The organism is Chitinophaga sp. sic0106 (genome assembly GCF_019219075.1).
Classification (GTDB): Bacteria; Bacteroidota; Bacteroidia; order Chitinophagales; family Chitinophagaceae; genus Chitinophaga.
This window is the reverse complement of the sequence record NZ_JAHUWJ010000030.1, coordinates 1-18,823: the sequence shown is the minus strand read 5'-3', so window position 1 is coordinate 18,823 and position 18,823 is coordinate 1. Positions and strand designations below refer to the sequence as shown.

10 protein-coding genes are annotated in these 18,823 nt (G+C 42.5%); 9 read left to right on the top strand and 1 reads right to left on the bottom strand.

The genetic code is table 11. From position 1 onward, the window contains the following. Window positions 1–6 precede the first annotated feature (6 nt). From KW844_RS27750 to KW844_RS27730, 5 genes are read left to right on the top strand one after another with little or no spacing between them, the layout of a single operon-like run. Window positions 7–570, top strand: coding sequence for a hypothetical protein (locus tag KW844_RS27750; RefSeq protein ID WP_218380032.1), 564 nt, complete (start codon window positions 7–9; stop codon window positions 568–570). Beyond that, window positions 524–4,072: a hypothetical protein gene (locus tag KW844_RS27745; protein WP_218380031.1), complete on the top strand. Its 3,549-nt coding sequence runs from the start codon at window positions 524–526 to the stop codon at window positions 4,070–4,072. Before KW844_RS27750 ends, KW844_RS27745 begins: the two co-directional genes overlap by 47 nt. Window positions 4,073–4,075: 3 nt before the next feature. Next, a complete protein-coding gene (locus KW844_RS27740) occupies window positions 4,076–4,777 on the top strand; it encodes a hypothetical protein (protein WP_218380030.1) in 702 nt (233 codons plus the stop codon). 9 nt (window positions 4,778–4,786) lie between these two features. After that, complete coding sequence (locus KW844_RS27735) at window positions 4,787–13,084, top strand: RHS repeat domain-containing protein (RefSeq protein WP_218380029.1); 8,298 nt, start codon at window positions 4,787–4,789, stop codon at window positions 13,082–13,084. 3 nt (window positions 13,085–13,087) lie between these two features. Next, window positions 13,088–13,345 (top strand): hypothetical protein, encoded by a 258-nt coding sequence (locus KW844_RS27730; RefSeq protein WP_218380028.1) that lies wholly within the window; start codon window positions 13,088–13,090, stop codon window positions 13,343–13,345. A gap of 81 nt (window positions 13,346–13,426) precedes the next feature. Here the strand turns inward: KW844_RS27730 and KW844_RS27725 are convergent, their stop codons facing one another. Beyond that, entirely contained in the window at window positions 13,427–13,789 is a 363-nt protein-coding gene (locus KW844_RS27725; RefSeq protein WP_218380027.1) for a helix-turn-helix domain-containing protein, read from the bottom strand. A gap of 156 nt (window positions 13,790–13,945) precedes the next feature. Between KW844_RS27725 and KW844_RS27720 the strand changes: the two genes are divergently transcribed. From KW844_RS27720 to KW844_RS27705, 4 genes are all read left to right on the top strand, one after another. Beyond that, a complete protein-coding gene (locus tag KW844_RS27720) occupies window positions 13,946–14,155 on the top strand; it encodes a SymE family type I addiction module toxin (protein WP_218380026.1) in 210 nt (69 codons plus the stop codon). Further along, window positions 14,142–16,763, top strand: a complete 2,622-nt coding sequence (locus tag KW844_RS27715; protein WP_218380025.1) for a CHC2 zinc finger domain-containing protein — start codon at window positions 14,142–14,144, stop codon at window positions 16,761–16,763. Before KW844_RS27720 ends, KW844_RS27715 begins: the two co-directional genes overlap by 14 nt. A 183-nt stretch (window positions 16,764–16,946) precedes the next feature. After that, window positions 16,947–17,801 (top strand): tyrosine-type recombinase/integrase, encoded by an 855-nt coding sequence (locus tag KW844_RS27710; RefSeq protein ID WP_218380024.1) that lies wholly within the window; start codon window positions 16,947–16,949, stop codon window positions 17,799–17,801. Then, the gene (locus KW844_RS27705) at window positions 17,798–18,661 is read left to right on the top strand and encodes a tyrosine-type recombinase/integrase (protein ID WP_218380023.1); all 864 of its coding nucleotides are present in this window, start codon (window positions 17,798–17,800) and stop codon (window positions 18,659–18,661) included. Before KW844_RS27710 ends, KW844_RS27705 begins: the two co-directional genes overlap by 4 nt. Window positions 18,662–18,823 lie beyond the last annotated feature (162 nt).

Here is an 18,823-nt window from a genome sequence, read left to right as displayed (position 1 = left end):
AATTCTATGGAGAAATTAAATGTAATTAAATATACACTGTTAATCGGCTTGCTCCTGTTTTTTCACATAAATGTAAATGCGCAGCGAAAAGATACTATTATTCGTGGGTTAGAGATTCGCCGCCATAAACCATTGGAAGGTAAAAAGAAGAATGACATAGCGTTGTTGGGGAAATGGGATCTCATAGCCATGAAGTATAATGCTTATCATATGCAGGGCGGCCAATTGTTAGAACACAAGGAATTGTCGGGGAATGAGATGCACTATACAGCTGCAGGTCCGATGATAGACTTTCTGGAGTTTAAAGGCAACCAGTGCATGGTGAAATCGCCCTTATTTATTGATTACTATGATTATGAAACTACGGATAGTCTAAAGCTGATCGTAAGGCAGAGAGCAAGGATGAAAAAGGACAGTGTTATGAATACTCCTATAATTCTTTTTGATGCAGACTATCAGGTACAGCTGCCGCAAATGCTTATTCTTGGTAATATGACTTGCACTTATATGGATAGTAAAACGAATGTTCCTGTTAGGATGGTTTATTCATGCATTTTCAGAAGAAACTAATCATAACAACTTATTAATAATGACGATGCGCTCTATGCCGAATTTTAAATATATAATAAGTAGTGTGCTGTTGCTTTTGATGACGACCTTTACCCATACTGTGTTTTCACAGTGTGATAATTGGCGGTTGGAAATAGCAACCGATACTTCCCGTTGCCCAATAAGTGGTAAAATAGCTGTGACATTGATCGGGCCAAATGTTGCTAGTCTTTCTGATATAACCTATTCGCTAGCTCCGAAAAGTGGAGAGGGAACAGTGATTACAAACACCAGTCTTCCTATACTAACAGGTATTGAACCTGGTATTTATATCGTAACCGTGGGTGCCATGTGTGGAGGAAATAAGGTGACAAAGTCAGCAACTGCGCAAGTGATAGGGACTTATCCTGACTTTTATCCATACTATCATTTGAATACTCCGAGTTACGGTACATGTAATAATGGTGAGATCAAGCTTGAATTAGAAGGTGGACGTGCACCTTTCAGAGTAACATACGAATATGCCCCACCTGGGGTAGATACCACCTCCCTCATTCTTCCGGATAATAATTATAAAACGTTTAGAGGATTGCCAGGTGGTGAATATAAAATTAATGTAGTGGATGCATGTGGTACTTCACAGTACCTAAACCCTGTAACCGTACCTGTGGAGTCAAATCAAAGTTTTTATACCTACATAGGCATGGAAAGGTTGACTGATTGCTCCGGGTTAAAACTCCATCTAATAGCAAATTCATCACAATACTTTTATCCGGATACCAATTATTATTCGTTAGCATTTGATGGAGGGGGGCCTTCGCCATGGAAAAGAATTTCGGAAAGTGCATATGATACTTTGTTATTTGGTCCCGGTAAAACAATCAGTGATAATTATGGCAAGCTATTAACATTAACAGTGACTTCGACCTGCCTGGATACGTCATCGTTTACTCGTGAAATTCCCAAAGCATATCTATCTGTACAAACAGTAAAAAATTGTGTTGACAGCTCCTATGATATTAAGTATACTATCTGGCAGGATGATTTTGGACAAACCTACAGTTGTCCACCATACCTGGTTACACTTTATGATTCGACCAATAAGATAGTTTATAGAAGATCCCATTCAATAGAAGATTTAAGTGGCATTGGTCCCAATTTGAAAGCAGGTAAGTATCGATTAGAGTTAAAGGATGCCAATAATGTGGTGCAATGGGAATATACAATGAATGTGCTGAGTTATATTTCTTTTGCGGTAAGATTGAGGCTAGATCCTACCAGTGGCGAGATTGCAACTGGAAGAAGTAATGTAACAAGTATCATTGCGCTAATAAATGGATACCCGGGCATTCCGTCAAATATGAAGTGGCAAATGTTATATCCGTATGCAGGTACTTATTCTTCAAGTGCCCTTTTTACTGGTGTAATATGGGGCAGTCCATCTTATCAAAATAATCAATATCAAGAACCAGATGATAGTCCCATTATGCCAGGGTCTTATTTATTCAGGTTTATATATGACTGTGATACTGTGCTAGTGCCTTTTATGGTAACAGATCAGGATGTTGCAACATACAGCTGGGACTATACTTCCCAATGGGAATGTGGTGGATTGAGAGTATTTCCCACTATTACGGGATATCATCCTAAAAATACCTTTGGATACCAGTTAGTTGAAAGTCCAACAATTATTGCAGGGAGAGATGCTACCTCCTTTTTCCTTGCAGCAGGAGGGTATTATAATGTTGCACTAAGAGGGAATTCTTATTCAGCTAAAGATTGGGGTATAAACACTAAGACATTTAATACGATCCGGCCTGTATTAGCTGTCGATACAGTCATCGGGTGGATATGTCCGGGTGGCCCAGATAATAGTGGAGTTATAAGAATCAGAGCTAAGGATGGAGGTATACCTAATGGCCCTTATACCTATCAATTAGCGAATAAAGGGCAGGGGGAAACGGGTCCCTATATAGCAAGTAACCAAACAGGTAATTTTAGCAGCGGATCTTCCTATTCCTTAATGAAGGATATGGAGTATTCAATTAAGATAACTGACCCATGTGGCAACTTTATTATTCAGGATGTAAAGATATATGATTTTGCGGCCATGCAATTGATTAAATCATCGTCTTACTACTGCAGTGGTGATGTTGTGCAGTTGAGAGTTGAATTGCCAGGTATTAATTCTACTTATGCATGGAAAGGGCCAAAACCTTCTGGTTTGGGAACCCGGCCATTCCAGGCGATTGGTCCATATGCATTAATTAATAATTTCAGGTCAGGTAATGCCGGAATATATTCAGTTGAAATTTTTACAGACCTCTGTCCTTTTTCTTTGAAAGATACTGTAGAAATTAAGCTGGCTCCTTCCGTAAATTCTTGCATCAGCGCTGTAACTGATACCACGGTAAATCCGGTTACTGTTGGTCTATTGGGTAACTGGCAAGCGAAGAGGAGTTATTTATATTATGATAACCGTAAAGAGAAGTCGACTGATGTGGCCACTAATATAAGAACAGATGGGACTTATGATACGTTCCGCTTTTTCTGGAGACAGGGTGATGGGAACTGGGTTAAAGACGAATCAATTGACACTACCAAATGGGTATGGAACGTTGAAAGTATGGCAATAAACAGCTCTGGTAGTCAGCTAGAGTCGCGTAATGCCTTGGGTATCTATAATGCTGCTTTATTTGGCTATAACAATAACCTCCAGATTGCAGATGTTGTGAACGGCAGATATAGAAGTGCAGCATTTGAAGGTTTTGAAGATTATGATTTTAAAGCGACAAATTGTAATGAAAACGGCACATGTGTCTCTGCCCGACATTTTGATTTTTCAGGTTATAGTTCACAGATTGATAGCACTGAGCACCATACCGGCAGATATTCGATCAGGGTGGAGCAAAGTAAGCCTGTAGCTATTAAAGTGCCTGTTGTTCAAGCTGATGTTCCTGCGCAGTTACCGGATTTTCGGATGGCTTATTCTGCCTGTAACTATGACTCTGTGCTTGCCGCTGTAAGGCTTAACAGTAGTGTGCTTTTGCCGACTTTTTCTCCCCTGGTAGGTACCAATATGTACTTTAGTGCATGGGTCAAAGAAGAGCAGCCTTGTGCTACTATAAATTATGAAAAACACAAAGTGACAATTTTTGTGGGAGGAGCTGTGCGCCAAACTATTGAGCTAAAGCCGGCTGGGGGTATTATAGATGGCTGGCAACGTTATGAGCAATCATTTAATCTGCCAGTAGGTGACAGTAGTCTCACTTTAATGTTGGAGGCTACCACCAGTTCTAAAGTTTATTTCGACGATATCCGGTTCCATCCGTATAACGCGAACATGAAATCATATGTATATAGCTCACTGTCGTTAAAAATGATGGCTACCCTGGATGAAAATAATTATGCTACCTTCTATGAGTACGATGATGATGGAACTCTTATCCGTGTGAAAAAGGAAACTGAACGTGGTGTAAAGACAATTTCAGAAAGCAGAACAGGTTTGATTCAAAGTAATTAGAAAATGATAAGATTACAATTTATATTATTACTCACAATCGGTGTATTGCCATTTTGGGGTTATGGGCAAGTGCATAAGGATACTGTTGGTTTCAGGGCAGTCTATGAACTGATGCAACGTAGTCCGGATATGCGCCCATATGCATATGATGCTTTGGTGATGAGTAAAGGCGGTGGTGCCCCAGACACAATGGCTGTCAGCTTTTTCCTTGGAAAGGGCAGGATGATAATGAAAACGTCGGAAACTACGCTAATTATCAATGGTAAGTTCAGGATTTTGCTAAATCATGTAACTAAAGAAATTTACGTCAAGTATCACAATTCTGAAAACCTGCCCACTCAGACGGCTATTCCATCTGCAGATCTGCTACTGTCTCATATTGCTAACTGGGAGTTACAATCCGGGCCCGCCGAACGGATTTTGATAATAAATACGATTCCACCAATGGAGATCCAGAGGTTCGTTATAAGAACGGACATAAAAACTGGTTTTTCACTGCAGGTAGCAGCGTTGGTAGGGAATACTGATACTATAGATTCTGGTATGAGCCAACTGGTAGTAACTTCTGATTTTAAGAATTATCGCTTTATAGAAGAGGATTATCCGGGATTTGATGAAAAACAGTATATACAGCCGGATGGTAATAGCTATATACCTATCGGAAAATATAAGGATTATACATTGACTTTTGACAAGCCCAACTGATAATATTTGATGCAACCCTATTTAAGATTATCCCGAGCCTTTATTTCCGTGTTCGCAATATTTTTATTGCAGTTGGGGGCATATGCCCAGTCCAGGCAGGAAATAACAATTATTAAATCTCTGGATGGAGCAATCGGAAATCTAGTAAAAGATTCTTCGATATCCCTACAGGATTCTATTTATTTCGACAGTGCACTCCGTGCTAAAATGACCGCTGGTTCAACTGTAAAGAATATAATCACATTGCGTCTGAATGAATTTTCCAGGCGTATGCTGCCACCAAAATTTTCTGTGAAAGCAAATGTGCGAATATTTTATGGTGTTGATGGTGATAATGAGCATTATACGGATAAGGAGTTAACTATCGATTATGATACCTCCAAACCATATAGTCTGCGTAACTCATTTGTTTTTAACGGAGCACATAGTGTAAAGGTGCAGATGACAAGTGTAGTCTCTGATCAGCTACAACGGGTGCTCCCAGCACTCATGCTGGACAACGAAATGCGCCTGGTGCCCAAATATAGTTTCTCCTGCAGCAATGATGTTATCACCACTATAACTGCTACCCCATTAAATATTGTGGATGAAGACAGGCTACCCGTAAATTGGCCAGCTGTTATTGGGGCTGACGTATATGACCTGGAATGGACATTTATTGATTCCAGTGCATTAGACGCCAACAGATATGGAAATCCCGTCAATCCCAAAATGGTATTTTCCAACAATGCAACAAGAATTACTACATCATCAACTGCATATGATATTCCATTACTGTATGGAAAAGTAGGGGTTTTGTATTATAGGGTAAGACCAGTACAGGAATTATCAGATACGCAACGGCTGGAAAGTGTGTGGAGCTCAAATTATCCGGCAGGTTTCGGTGCATATATGTATAACGGGCATCAGCGTTCATTGAACTGGCAGTCAAAAGTAGTATTCGCTGAAGATGGGAAAAGAAAAATTGTGACTAATTATGCAGATGGCGGTTTGCATAACCGCCAGACAGTATCTATTGATAACGTTACCAATAATGTTATCGTTGGGGAGCAAATGTATGATTTGCAAGGACGTGGTGTGATCCAGGTATTGCCAAGTCCAACCGGACTTAAAGTGCTAAAGTATAACCCTTCGCTGAATGTAGCGTCAGGAGGCTTGCCATATGATAAGGACTTATATGATAAAGTTAACAGTCCACTGGACCTATTAACAGCGCATGCACCTGCGATGGATTCTTCCAGTGGAACTTCCAATTATTATTCCTCCGCTAATCCGGAAGCCAATGTCGGAAGTAATAAATATATTCCCAGAGCTAATGGTTATCCTTTTGTAGAAACGGTATTTGAACCGGATAATACTGGTAGGATCAGAAAGCAAGGTGGGGTTGGTGATCAATATCAGATCGGTAGTGGCAGGGAGATCAGGTATTATTATTCAGGTGCTTCGCAGGAAGAACTGGATGCTATGTTTGGAACAGAGGTAGGAAGTAGTAACCACTATTTCAAAAATGCAGTGGTGGACCAAAATGGCCAGCTGTCCTATAGCTACATTGATATGCATGGTCGTACAGTGGCGACTGCGTTGGCTGGTAAATCTTCTGGAAGCCTGCTCGATCTGGATAGCATCGATGTGGTACATGTTTCTGAACAGCTGACAAAAGATAGTTATGATCCCAGGAGCTATTCACTGAACTTACAGGAATCCAAGCTGGTACCTGAGAAAGGAGTTTATACGTTCAAATATGACTTGGTTCCACCTGTGCTGCGGCTTCCGAATTGCAGTGGAGATACGCTGATTTATCCTGGTTTGTACGATCTGGAAATAGTTATTACAGATGATGTTATGAACCAGCATCTTAATGGAAGGCCATATAAGATTGTTGCACATAACTATACTACAGATTATAAATTGAAGGAGGAAGGTAAGTTTCAGTTTGAGTTTGCACTTGAGCTGGAGCGTGGTAGTTATCAGATTAACAGATCATTGGTAATTAACCAGCATGCAATGGAATATTACAGGGATAGCATCTATTTTAAATCCAGTTCCTGTGTTTCATTTGAGACTATTTTGGAAGAACAGAAGCAGTTACATCGGGATTCACCTTGTGAGCCGGCTTGTTCTGAATGCGGAAGGTCAGAAACGCCGTCCACTGACGAAATCCGTAAACAGATGTTGGACGATGTAACCCCGCCCTTTGGTCAATATGCGTTGGCTTATGATACTACCAGCATTTATTCCATTTTTTACCTGGATCATAAGCAGCCGCCACCATATCAGAGAACAAATGGTGTCTTTGTTGATATTAACGGGCAAGCTATGACGATCCTTGATCCGGATAATCCTAACCCAACTTATAAAAAGCCAGATGAGCTAAGTCCACAGAGTTTTATTGAATTTTTTGAACCACAGTGGGCAAATACCCTGCTGAAGCTGCATCCTGAATATTGTAAGCTAGGCATTTATGAACAATATAATGATGCACAAAAATGGATCTATAAGTTTGAGAATACTGATAGTTATATGGCTGCTAAGCAGGCTGGATATCTTACACCTGCTGATGCTAAGTCTGTCAACCCTGATCCGCTCCTGAAGGCTGCACCGGTTACGCTTCCAGATAAAGTCGCTAAATATCAGAAGATCAAGGTAGGCACGCAGGTGCAAATGGCTAGCATGTGGACAGTGGCTGCAATGGCGGTAAGATGTGATGGTGGCGATGCATGTATGACTCAATATAACAATGCTACTCCTTCCGGACTGGAGGCCACTGTTTGTAGTGGCGATCTGGATATGATGTGGCGCAATTTCCGTTCTTATTACCTTTCGGCTCATAAAACAGCATTGGATAGTCTGGCGGCTATTAACTGCACAAAACAATCCGCAAAACCAGAAGTATTGGCTGCCGCAGGCAAGGCAACAAGGTTTGGAAATGTCACAAATCTGTTAAAGGATAATGGTTTAGGGTCTCTTGATAGCTTACTTAAGGTTAGTACTGATCCTGTCAATGACACCAGGCAACAGCTGATGCAGGTCTACTATCGCAATATTGATAGTATGGCGCAAACCTGGTTAAGTCAACTTGCTCCATGTAAGTTCTCACCAACTGCATTGGCAGAAATTAAAGAAAAGTTACTTGCTGTTTGTAAATCAGCCGCTGATGCAGATCATCCTTATGGTGCAAGCACTGTTAAACCTGGTACTAATGCAGTATACAAAAGTTTTGCGGAGGTATTGAATGCATATAATTATGCAAAGGGGATCACTGATCCTTTGATATGTAATAGTGAGCTGATCAAAGCTCCTCCTCCATACGATGTGACGATTAAGTATTCAGACAGAACATCCTATACCAAGCCCGCGCAATGTGAGTGTGATAATCTTCAGGCTTTGGTGAATGAGTATAGTAATTTCAAAAAACCTCAGGACACAAACCTTGCGGCATATGTAAAAAGAACCCGGCATTTAAATTTTTCACAGGAAAACCTGAATGAATTGCTGGATGCGTGCAGTCAAAGTAATACAGACTGTAAGTATCTTCCTAAGCCAGTGATTGTGCCTGTATTTTTACAGTGTAGTACTAATCCTTCCTGTGTGAATTGTGAACGGATCAATGAATTAAATGCTGGGTTTAGTAGTGCCTACCCGGGCTTAGTTCCCGCTTATGAGGATTCCACCGAGGATCAGCGTTCAATAAATAGTTTATACGCAACCTACATGAATACCAGATTAGGCTTCTCAAAACAAACATGGGAATACCTGCAGTTCATGGATAGCTGTGCTACCGGTACCGGTAATACGGTGAAGGTATGCAAACCTGGCTCATTAGAGAGCAGACAGATGATTAAAACATATAACGCTGGTCAAGGAGTAGATAATATCAATGATATTCATGAAACAGCCAGCGGGTATATTATGGCTGGTAGTACCAATGTAGCATCTGCCGGCGGGAAAGATGCCTATGTGATAAATACGGATACAAAAGGAAATTATATTTGGGCTAGGACCTATGGAGGCGAGGCGGATGACGAATTAAGCAGACTTATTCCTACAACTGATGGCGGTTTCGTTGGTGTTGGTACTACTTATTCTGCTTGCTTTGATAATGGTGCAATCTTATTGGTTAAACTGAATGTAACGGGTGAAGTAGTATGGAATAAGACAGTTGATTTTGCTGAATTTGGTGCAAAAGGCTGTGATATAGTTGAAACTGCAACTGGTGGTTTTGCATTTACTGGGTTACGAAAAAATGGGGCGAATTATACACATTGGGTAAGTGGCGTGCTTACTAATGAGGGTGATGTACAATGGATGAATCAGGAGGATCTTGGTTTAACCGGAGATTATCTGGGATTGGTTAGCAATGGTGAATCGCTCGTGATGGCTGGTTCTGTAGACTATGGTGTGGGGTTGCAACCGGTAATGGCAAGTGTGTCAACCGCTGATGGAACTGTTATTTCAATTAGTAAGTATACGCTATCCGATAGTAATAGCGTAAGAGACTTTGTGAAATCGGGTGATGCTCTGTTGATGGCGTGTGATAATGGTTCGAATAACCGGATTTTAAGTGTTGATCAGGTTGGTAATGTTCTAAAAGCCATTCAACTATCAGATGCGCCTGAAACTGAATTGTCCAGAATCAGGTTGTCTGCCACTATAGATAATGGAGTGCTCATAAGTAGATCTGGCGCAGATGTGTGGTTAGAGGCATTGGATGCTGCTATGCAACCTGTTTGGGCTAACCATATTTTATTGCCTGGAAATGAAAGGTTGTCCAAGCTGGTGCAACATTCATCAGGTACCTATGCTGGTTCCGGTTCCCAGGATGGCAGAGCCTTAATGGTATCTGCTACCAGGGAAGGTAAAACAGGTTGTAATGATGAGTTGCTGGAACTACCGGTATCTTCAGTAGCAGCTGGCAAGTCAAATAGTTTGGCTGGTAATATTGAAGTAGTTTCTGGAACATCATTCAATACCATATCTCTCCTTGCTGGTAATAAGTCTCCATTTGCCTTGAGTCTTAATTGTCCAGGTATTGATAGTTGTTACTTTGTATCTTCCAGTATTTTATGTGGCGCGGCTTCACCAATATTTCCATTGGATACTTCCGGTGATTATAATCCATGTGTAGACAGTAGTGTAATTGCAAATGCTAAAGCAGAGGAGATTTACAACTATGTTAAAGACAATCTTACCTATAACTTCCAGCAGGCCTATGTAGCAGCTTTGAAATCCGTAAAAGGGTATGAAGCGTTCACAGTAAGTTATGACAAGAGGGAATACCAACATACTTTGTACTACTATGATCAGGCAGGAAATCTCGTTAAAACGGTACCTCCTGCAGGAGCAAAGGTTAACCAGCGAAAGGCCTGGTTGGATAGTGTTGCTGTAGCTAGAACAAATGGTGCACAAGTGGTGCCAGCGCATACACTTGTTACAAATTACAGATATAATACAGTTGGAGGCGTGATTGAACAACAAACACCGGATGGAGGGAAGACCAAGTTATGGTATGATCGCCTTGGACGCTTGTCAGTTTCTCAAAATGCCAAACAGCATTTAGTTGGCAATTACAGTTATACATTGTATGATAATATTGGGAGAATTACAGAGGTGGGACAGTTGGCCAGCAGCAATGCTATGGTGGACTCGATTGCGAAAATGTCGGAAACCTGGAAGCTTTGGTTTGCCAACGCAGGAGCCTCGAGGGAGCAGATTACCCGTACGGTATATGATAAGCCTTATCCATTTACCGATGGAACGGACTGGTCACCCGTAAATCTGAGAAACCGTATTGCCTGGAGTGCTTCTTATCCGACAATTAATGATACTATACCAGGAGGGCATACTTCAGCCACTTATTATTCCTATGACATTCATGGTAATGTTAAATTGCTTATGCAGGACTACCAGGACGGATTAGCTTCCAATCAGGCAGACAGGTTTAAGAAAATCGCATATGCTTATGATCTGATTAGTGGTAAGGTAAATTCAGTAAGTTATCAGCCTGGTCAGGTGGATGCCTTTTACCATCGATATGCCTATGATGCAGAAAATAAAATTATTGCAGTAGAAACAAGTAAGGATAGTATTTATTGGGAACGTGATGCATCCTATGAGTACGCTAAGCACGGTGTGTTGACCAGAACGGTATTAGGGCAGGCTAAAGTGCAGGGAGTCGACTATGCATATACGTTACAAGGTTGGCTCAAAGGCGTGAATAGTACCGTATTAGGTGCATTAAATGATATGGGGGGAGATGGAAGTCTATCAGGTTTGACTGCTAAGGATGCGTATAGTTTCAATCTGCATTATAATAATGGAGATTATTCCGGTATTGGTGGAAAAGCATTTACAGCTACTAATAATGTAATACGACCGTTATATAACGGTAATATCGCGGCAATGGCTGTGAATTTGCCTAAGGTGGGTGAGCCTTTAATGTATAATTATACTTACGATGTATTGAATCGTATCAAGCAGATGAATGCTACCAAAGGGCTGGATTCGGTTGCCAATAAGTGGAATCGGATTACACTGCCGGATTTTGCAGAGTCGCTGGCGTATGACCCTAATGGTAATATCCTAAAATACAAGCGTAATGGTAACATTACCTGGGCAGGAAAGAGCGAAACGATGGATAGTATGCAGTACCATTATTTGACTGGGTCCAATAAACTTAACTTCATAACTGATAGTGTGGATCTGGCTGCATACGAAAATGATATCGATGGACAACAGGATAAAAATTATCTGTATGACGAAATTGGAAATCTGACATCAGATGTTCAAGGGGGGATAAAACGTATTTCATGGAATATATACGGGAAAATTTCTCAGATAGAAAAGACAGATGGTAAAGTCATAAAGTACACCTACGACATAGCTGGGAATCGCATAGCAAAACGAGTGGGCGATTTAGAAACACGCTATTTGAGAGATGCATCAGGTAATGTCATGAGTATTTATGTCACCGGCGACCCATCTATCAACAATGGTTTCAAAACACAAACCGAGATTCATCTGTATGGTAGCAGCCGTCTAGGTATTGATAATAGTCAGACCCAGGTGGCAAATGCAGAATCGCCTGAAACATATTCATTACCAGGTGTAGGATCCGGATATTTTACTACCTTTAAGAGAGGTAATAAGTTCTTTGAGTTATCTAATCACCTAGGTAATGTGTTGGCAACTGTAGGTGATGATAAGCTGGGAGTTGCGCTGAATGATACGACGGTTGGGTATTATGTGCCAAGAATTGTATCGGCTCAGGATTATGCTCCGTTTGGGGTGGGGCTGTATGGTAGAGGGTATGATGCGGGTAGGTATCGTTATGGGTTCAATGGTAAGGAGAATGATAATGAGGTGAAGGGAGAAGGGAATCAGCAGGATTATGGATTTAGAATTTATGATCCGAGGATTGCGAAGTTCCTTAGTGTAGATCCATTAACGAAGGATTTTCCGTGGTATACTCCATATCAGTTTGCAGGAAATACTCCTATACAAGCAATAGACCTTGATGGAGGGGAAGATAAGCACTATCTTATTTCTTTCAACGAAAAGACAGGTAGGAGTCAGATGGCGTTAATGCATGCTAACTCATGGGGATTAACGGTTAGTCCTTATTATCATTATAAAAATCGAGTTTATTATTTTGGAGATGAAACCCCACAGTGGGCGCAGAGCTGGTTTGGTGCACCTTCTCGTATAGCGAAAGCCTATAGAGATTTTTCTGGAAAAACAGAGGAGGAAATGGATAAGGTATTTCTTTCTCAAAAAGATGTAGGACAAGTAGCGGCAGCCTCAAATGCTGCCCATGAAAAGGAAATGGTAGACTTGTTCCAGGGAGGATTTACTACTGCTTGGGCGGTTCGTAGAGCGAGTACTCCGGAAGTATCTGTTTCAAAACAAGTTTCGGCCGCACAAGGAGGCGCGACTAAAGTGCCCAGCGGTAATGGACAGACAGCTAGTCGATCACAACCTGAATTGACGATAATTGGAGAAGCTGATGGAATCATCATGGGAAATATAAAATATTCGAATGGAAAAATAAATGAGTTTTTGGCAGAGAAAACAGTGACAGGTACGAAAATGTCATTGACTAATATGGTTTTTTATCCGCAAGGAGCAAAAGGAAATGAACTGAAAAATGAATTTGGAACCAGAGCGATAATGGAGTCGTTAGGAGTTTTAAAACAATACGCGCAATCTCAAGGTGCAGAGCAATTAAGAGTGCAGTATAAGCGAGCAGAAAACAGTTCTTCCGCTACTCCGGGGCATGAATTGGATAAAACATTTGATTTAAAACGATAAGAAATGACTATGGATTTAACCATGCTAGAGAATATTTTTAATTCTGTCTATGAGAATGCAGCAAGTTTAGATGCAGCTCTTTTGAGACTTAGGGAATCTGGTGCCACGCAAGCACAGTCAGTGATGATTTTAATAAAAAAGTTGAAACTATCATTACCTGAAGCGGATGCTTTGGTGGTTAACTCTTGTGCTTGGAGCGACAGCAAGGAAATTACTAATAGGTTTAGAAAAGATTTTGGTGATTATTTGGAGTCTCAATAAGCAACGATAGCTATTGCGGAGTAAATAGGAACTAGGCAACTGCAGGATCTCTAATTTACTCCGCAATAGTACTATAAATATTCAATGAGCATAATTTTGCTTAGTTTTTACATCCCTGATAAACGCCGCAATCACCCTCAGCAGCGCATCTTTATCCTCATGCGGCAGCGCTTCAATCTCCTTAAAATACCGTATAATCTCTGCGTCGTGCAGTGCTTCGCTGGCTTTATCGGCGGAGCTGCCAAAGATCAGGTAATCCACAGAGGTATCTAATGCCTCAGCAATTTTTTTAATTACTTCTGCAGGTGGCTGTGCGCCTTTAGTCTCATAGCGACCTATCTGGGCGTATGAAATCCCTACTTTATCAGCAAGTTCAGACTGTGACCAGCTTTTGGATTTACGGAGTTCCAGTATACGATTACCGAGATTATTTTTTTGCGACATGACTGTCTGTTTAGGTTAACAAAAATAGCCTATCTGTGGCAGTTTTGGGTTGTTTTTGATACTAGTGTGTAATAGTATGCTAAAAATAGGTTTGTTTATGTGCGACAAATAAGTTTACTTTGATACATAAATGTAGCAAAATAAAAACTTATCCACATGGACACAAAAAAGGTGCGCCGCGGCAAATTACATGGCAGATATCAGGAGTTACGCAATCATTGGAACCATGGCAGGAATGTGCCCTGGTTAAATGTTCGGGGTGTATGGCTGGAGAAGGCAGGTTTTTATGTGGGTGATCCCATCGAAATAGTGATCGAAAATGGTATGCTGATCATCAAAAAGGTAGCTGCCGATGGAAATCACTGAGATTAAGCAGCAGCTAACTCTTGCTACCCTCCTGCATCACTACGGCTTAAAGCCCGATAAATCGCTACGGCTTAACTGCCCGTTCCACGATGATAAGACGCCGAGCCTGCAAGTGTACTATAAAACCCACACGGTCTACTGCTTCAGTGCCAACTGCAAAACCCACGGCAAACCGCTTGATGTGATTGACTTTGTAATGCACAAAGAAAACTGCAGCAAGTATGAAGCAATCCTGAAATGTAAGCAGCTTGTCGGCGGTGATCCTCTGCCTGCTGTGACTTTACCGGGGCAGCGTACCGCTATCCTGGGTAATATGTTCACTTACTTTAAAAATGCGGTTAGTAATAGTGATCCTGCAAAAACGTATATACGTGAGCGTGGGTTAAGTTATGAAACCCTTGAAATCGGCTACAATAGTGGTCAGTTCCACCACGGCGCCCGTAAAGATGAAGGTCTGATCAGCGATTGTTTACAGGTAGGTTTATTATCAGTCCATGATAAGCTGGGCCGCACGGGTGAAACCTCTTATCGTGTGTTCGGTAAAGGTTGTATCGTTTTTGCGCTGCGTAATAAACAACACCAGGTGTCTGGTCTATACTTCCGCAGTACTTACAATGATGCCGATCAAAAACACTTCTACTTAAAGGATCGTAAAGGGCTGTATCCGGGGTATCCCGCTGTCAGTACGGAAAAGTTAATCCTAACTGAAGCGATCATCGATGCCGCTACCTTGCTGCAACAGCCAACCATTACTAAGGATTATAGCATGCTGGCTTGTTACGGGACTAATGGCCTGCTGGCTGAACATATGAGTGCTATTAAAACTTTACCCCATCTGAAGGAGATCGTTTTTGCTTTTGACGTAGACGAGGCAGGCAATAAGGCCGTGGAGAAATATGCAGCGTTATTAAAAGAACAGCTTCCCGGTATTATACTTACCCGTCTGGCACTGCCAACCGGTGAAGATATAAACAGCATCAGCCTATCCCATGAACCGCAAATTTTTGTTCATCTACTCGTCAACAGAAAACCAATTTTTTCTTCAGCTGAAGAAAAAACACCGGAACCGGTAGCCACTGTAAAAGCCACGCCTGTATTAAATACCAATCATCCGCATAAACTTATCTATGATACAGACCAGCTTCAGTACTGTATCCAGGGTGGCCTAAGTAAGCTACTGGATAGCATGAAAGTGACGCTGGTAGTGGAACGCAAGGATAATGGCCAGAAAAGCCGCAACAAAGTAGACCTATACGAAGATAAGCAGGTGGAAAAACTGAGTCGTGATATTAGCGAACGTTTAGGGGTAGATAAATCCTTACTGGACGTTGATTTATCCACGCTCACGGATCTATTGGATAGCTACCGGGAAAAAGATCAGCAGCAAAGCGACCCTGCCAGTGCCAAGGCGTATCCTATGACAGCAGCGGAACGCAGCGGTGCAGAGCAGTTTTTAAAACAAGCAGACCTGATCGGTCAGTTAAATGAGCTATTGGGTAGTGCTGGTATTGTTGGGGAAGAAACCAACCGCATCTTTTTACTACTGATCGCTATCAGTTATAAAATGCCTGAAACCCTCCATGCCCTTATACAAGGCAGTAGCGGCAGTGGTAAAACCAGACTGCTAAAGCAAATATCTGACTGCATCCCGCCCGAAAACGTTACCAAACTTACCCGCGTGAGTGATAAGGTACTGTATAACTACCCGGAGCATTACTTTGTAAACCGGTTGCTATGCTTGGAAGATATCGACGGCCTGAGTGAAGAAGCAGAGTTCGCGTTTAGAGAGCTGCAGAGTAACGGAGAGCTGAACAGCGCCACCAGCATTAAGTTGGAGAATGGCACTATTACCAGCGGTCAGAAAACAGTGAAAGGGCCTATTGCCTCGCTTGCCTGTACTACCCGCGGTGAAATCTATGAGGATAATATGAGCCGTGTCTTTTTATTGGCTGTGGATGAAAGCAGCGACCAGACCAGCCGTATTATTAACTATCAGAACACGAAAGCCACCGGTAACATCGACAGTAAGCAGGAGCAGGAAACAAAACAATTTATACAACACCTGGTGCGCTGCCTGCAACCGCTTGAAGTAGTGAACCCTTATGCCTGTAAGCTGCAACTGCCGCCCGATGCACACAAGATCAGGCGCTTAAATGACCTGTTTTTAAACTTTGTAAAGATGGTAACGCTGCTGCATCAGTACCAGCGCAGGCGGGACAGTAAAGGACGGTTAATTACAGAAATATCAGACCTTGAAGTAGCAGTGGATATTATGTTCGAAAGCATTGTGCTGAAAGTGGATGAGCTGGATGGTAGCCTACGGCAGTTCTACGAGCAGCTGAAGAAATACCTGGAGCGGCAACCTGGCACAGTACTGTTTACTCAGCGGGAAGTCCGACATGCGCTGCGCATCAGTAAAGCCCAGTGTAGCAGGTATTTTGCCCAGCTGCTACAGTTAGAATACATTGTTTGCCAAAATGGGAATAACCTGCGTAGGGTGCAGTATAAAATAGACTACTGGGACCAGCATAAAATGATCCGTGAAAGGATCAGTAACGACCTCGCTGCCCAAATATCCCAGCTTCGCCAATCTGGAACAATCCAATAGGAATGGAACAATCTGGAACAATTATGGAACAATGTAATGCAGTTCCAGTAAGGATTTATCTTGATTGTTCCTTGTTCCAAAAATCTGCTCAAGGGCCCTTTTTTAAAAGTATCATAGTTATAGGTTTTATATCATAGTGTTACTCCTCTCTTCAAAAGTCAGTTAAAATAATACCAAAAATTTATGAAACAGATCATAGGTATGTTCAAAGACTACCTGTCTGTTGTGGGTTACAGTATAGGCACGCAGTCTATGCTGCCCAGGTGTGTAAACGAGTTTTTACACTACAGGCAGTGTGAGGACGTGTCGGTGGTTACCCCAACGGATATACGTCTTTTTTACGAGTGGCTACAGGTGCGGCCACTGAAGCGCAAGGAAGGCACTTTGAGCGAAATGATGATCGCCCATTACATGTACGCGTTACGTGTGTTCTTCGACTGGTTGCAGGCAACAGGCGTACAGCCTGTGAATCCTATCAGCGGCCTGAAGTTTAAGACGGCAGCGTATAACAGCCGTAAGCCTCTCTCCCGTGATGAAATAGAAAAGCTCTTCGACGTGGCCACTACGGTAAAGGAGCGGGTAGTATTGCATCTGTTTTACAGCTGTGGGCTGCGCCGCAGCGAGGCGGTACGGTTGCAGGTAACGGATGTTCACCTGAGCCACCAGGTGTTGTATGTAAAGCGTGGCAAGAATGCTCGCAGGCGAGTGATCCCTCTGCCTAATAAGGTGGTGGTAGTGCTGGGCCAGTACTTAAAGCACGAGCGTAGCCGCTCGCGTAAATCCGGATCAGCGTTTATGCTCAACCGTATAGGCCACTCTATGCGGGGAGATAGCTACCTGCTTATCTTAAAGAAGCTGCTGGCAAAAGCGGACTTAAGCAAGGATATTACCCTGCATCACCTCAGACACAGCATTGCAACACATCTGCTGCATGGAGGTATGAGCCTTGGTTATGTACGGGATTACTTAGGTCACCGCCACCTGGAATCCACGCAAATCTATGCGGTACCTGGTGTGCATCAACTACAACAGTTATGACTATACGGCATTACCTTGAAAGTCGCTACACGGCTGCGACTACGGACAGTTACCTGCGTGAAATAGCTGCATTTACAGGTAATTATCCAGCGGCAGCAATGGCTACCTTTACGGATGTTACGGTTTACATCCGCCAGCTTCGCCTGCGCTACACCAACCCGCAAACGCTGAACCGTATTGTATCTGCTATAAAAGTCTACTATGATTACCTGTGTTATAGTGGGCAAAGACAGGACCATCCTGCAAAATCGATCCGGTTACATGACCAGCGTAGCCGTGATGTACAGTTACAGGAGTTATTTACCCCGCAGGAGCTGGAAGGGTTACTGGGTAAAAAGGAGCGATATAAGGCTCTTTATAGCCGTAATAAGGTGTTAATGGGGTTGTTGGTCTGTCAGGGGTTAAGAGTGCAGGAAATCGCCCAGATGGGCGCTACAGACGTAAATCTGGATAACGGTAACATCTACATAAAATCTACTCCCAATACCAACAGCCGCACCCTAACCTTAAAAGCACCGCAGATCATGATATTACATACCTATTTACAGCAGGACCGCCCGCGACTGCTGCAGGGAAAAGAATGTGCTACACTCCTTATTGGTAAAGGGTCGCAGCCAATGCCAGCGGAGGATATCACTAAGTATGTGATCCGTAGCTTTAGGAATTATTACCCCGGAAGAATTATAATGCCGCAGACTATACGCCAAAGTGTAATCGCAAACCTGTTAACGCAAGGCCACGACATCAGTGTAGTGCAGCAGTTCGCAGGGCATAAGTACCCATCCAGTACGGAGCGCTATAAACAAAGCGAGGTAGAAGTGTTAAGAGCGGCCATAGATCAATATCATCCGATGAAATAAAAGAGCCGCCTCGTAACTTAAAAGTGGTCACCTGATCATTGTAAAGACCTTTATGTTGAAGGAAAATCGGTCTCCCTCGGTCCGGCGGCGTGCAAAAACACGCGCCAGTGGTCCGCTTCGCGTCCCCCTGTCACGGTTTTTGCGCGCTCGCCGTTCCCTCGG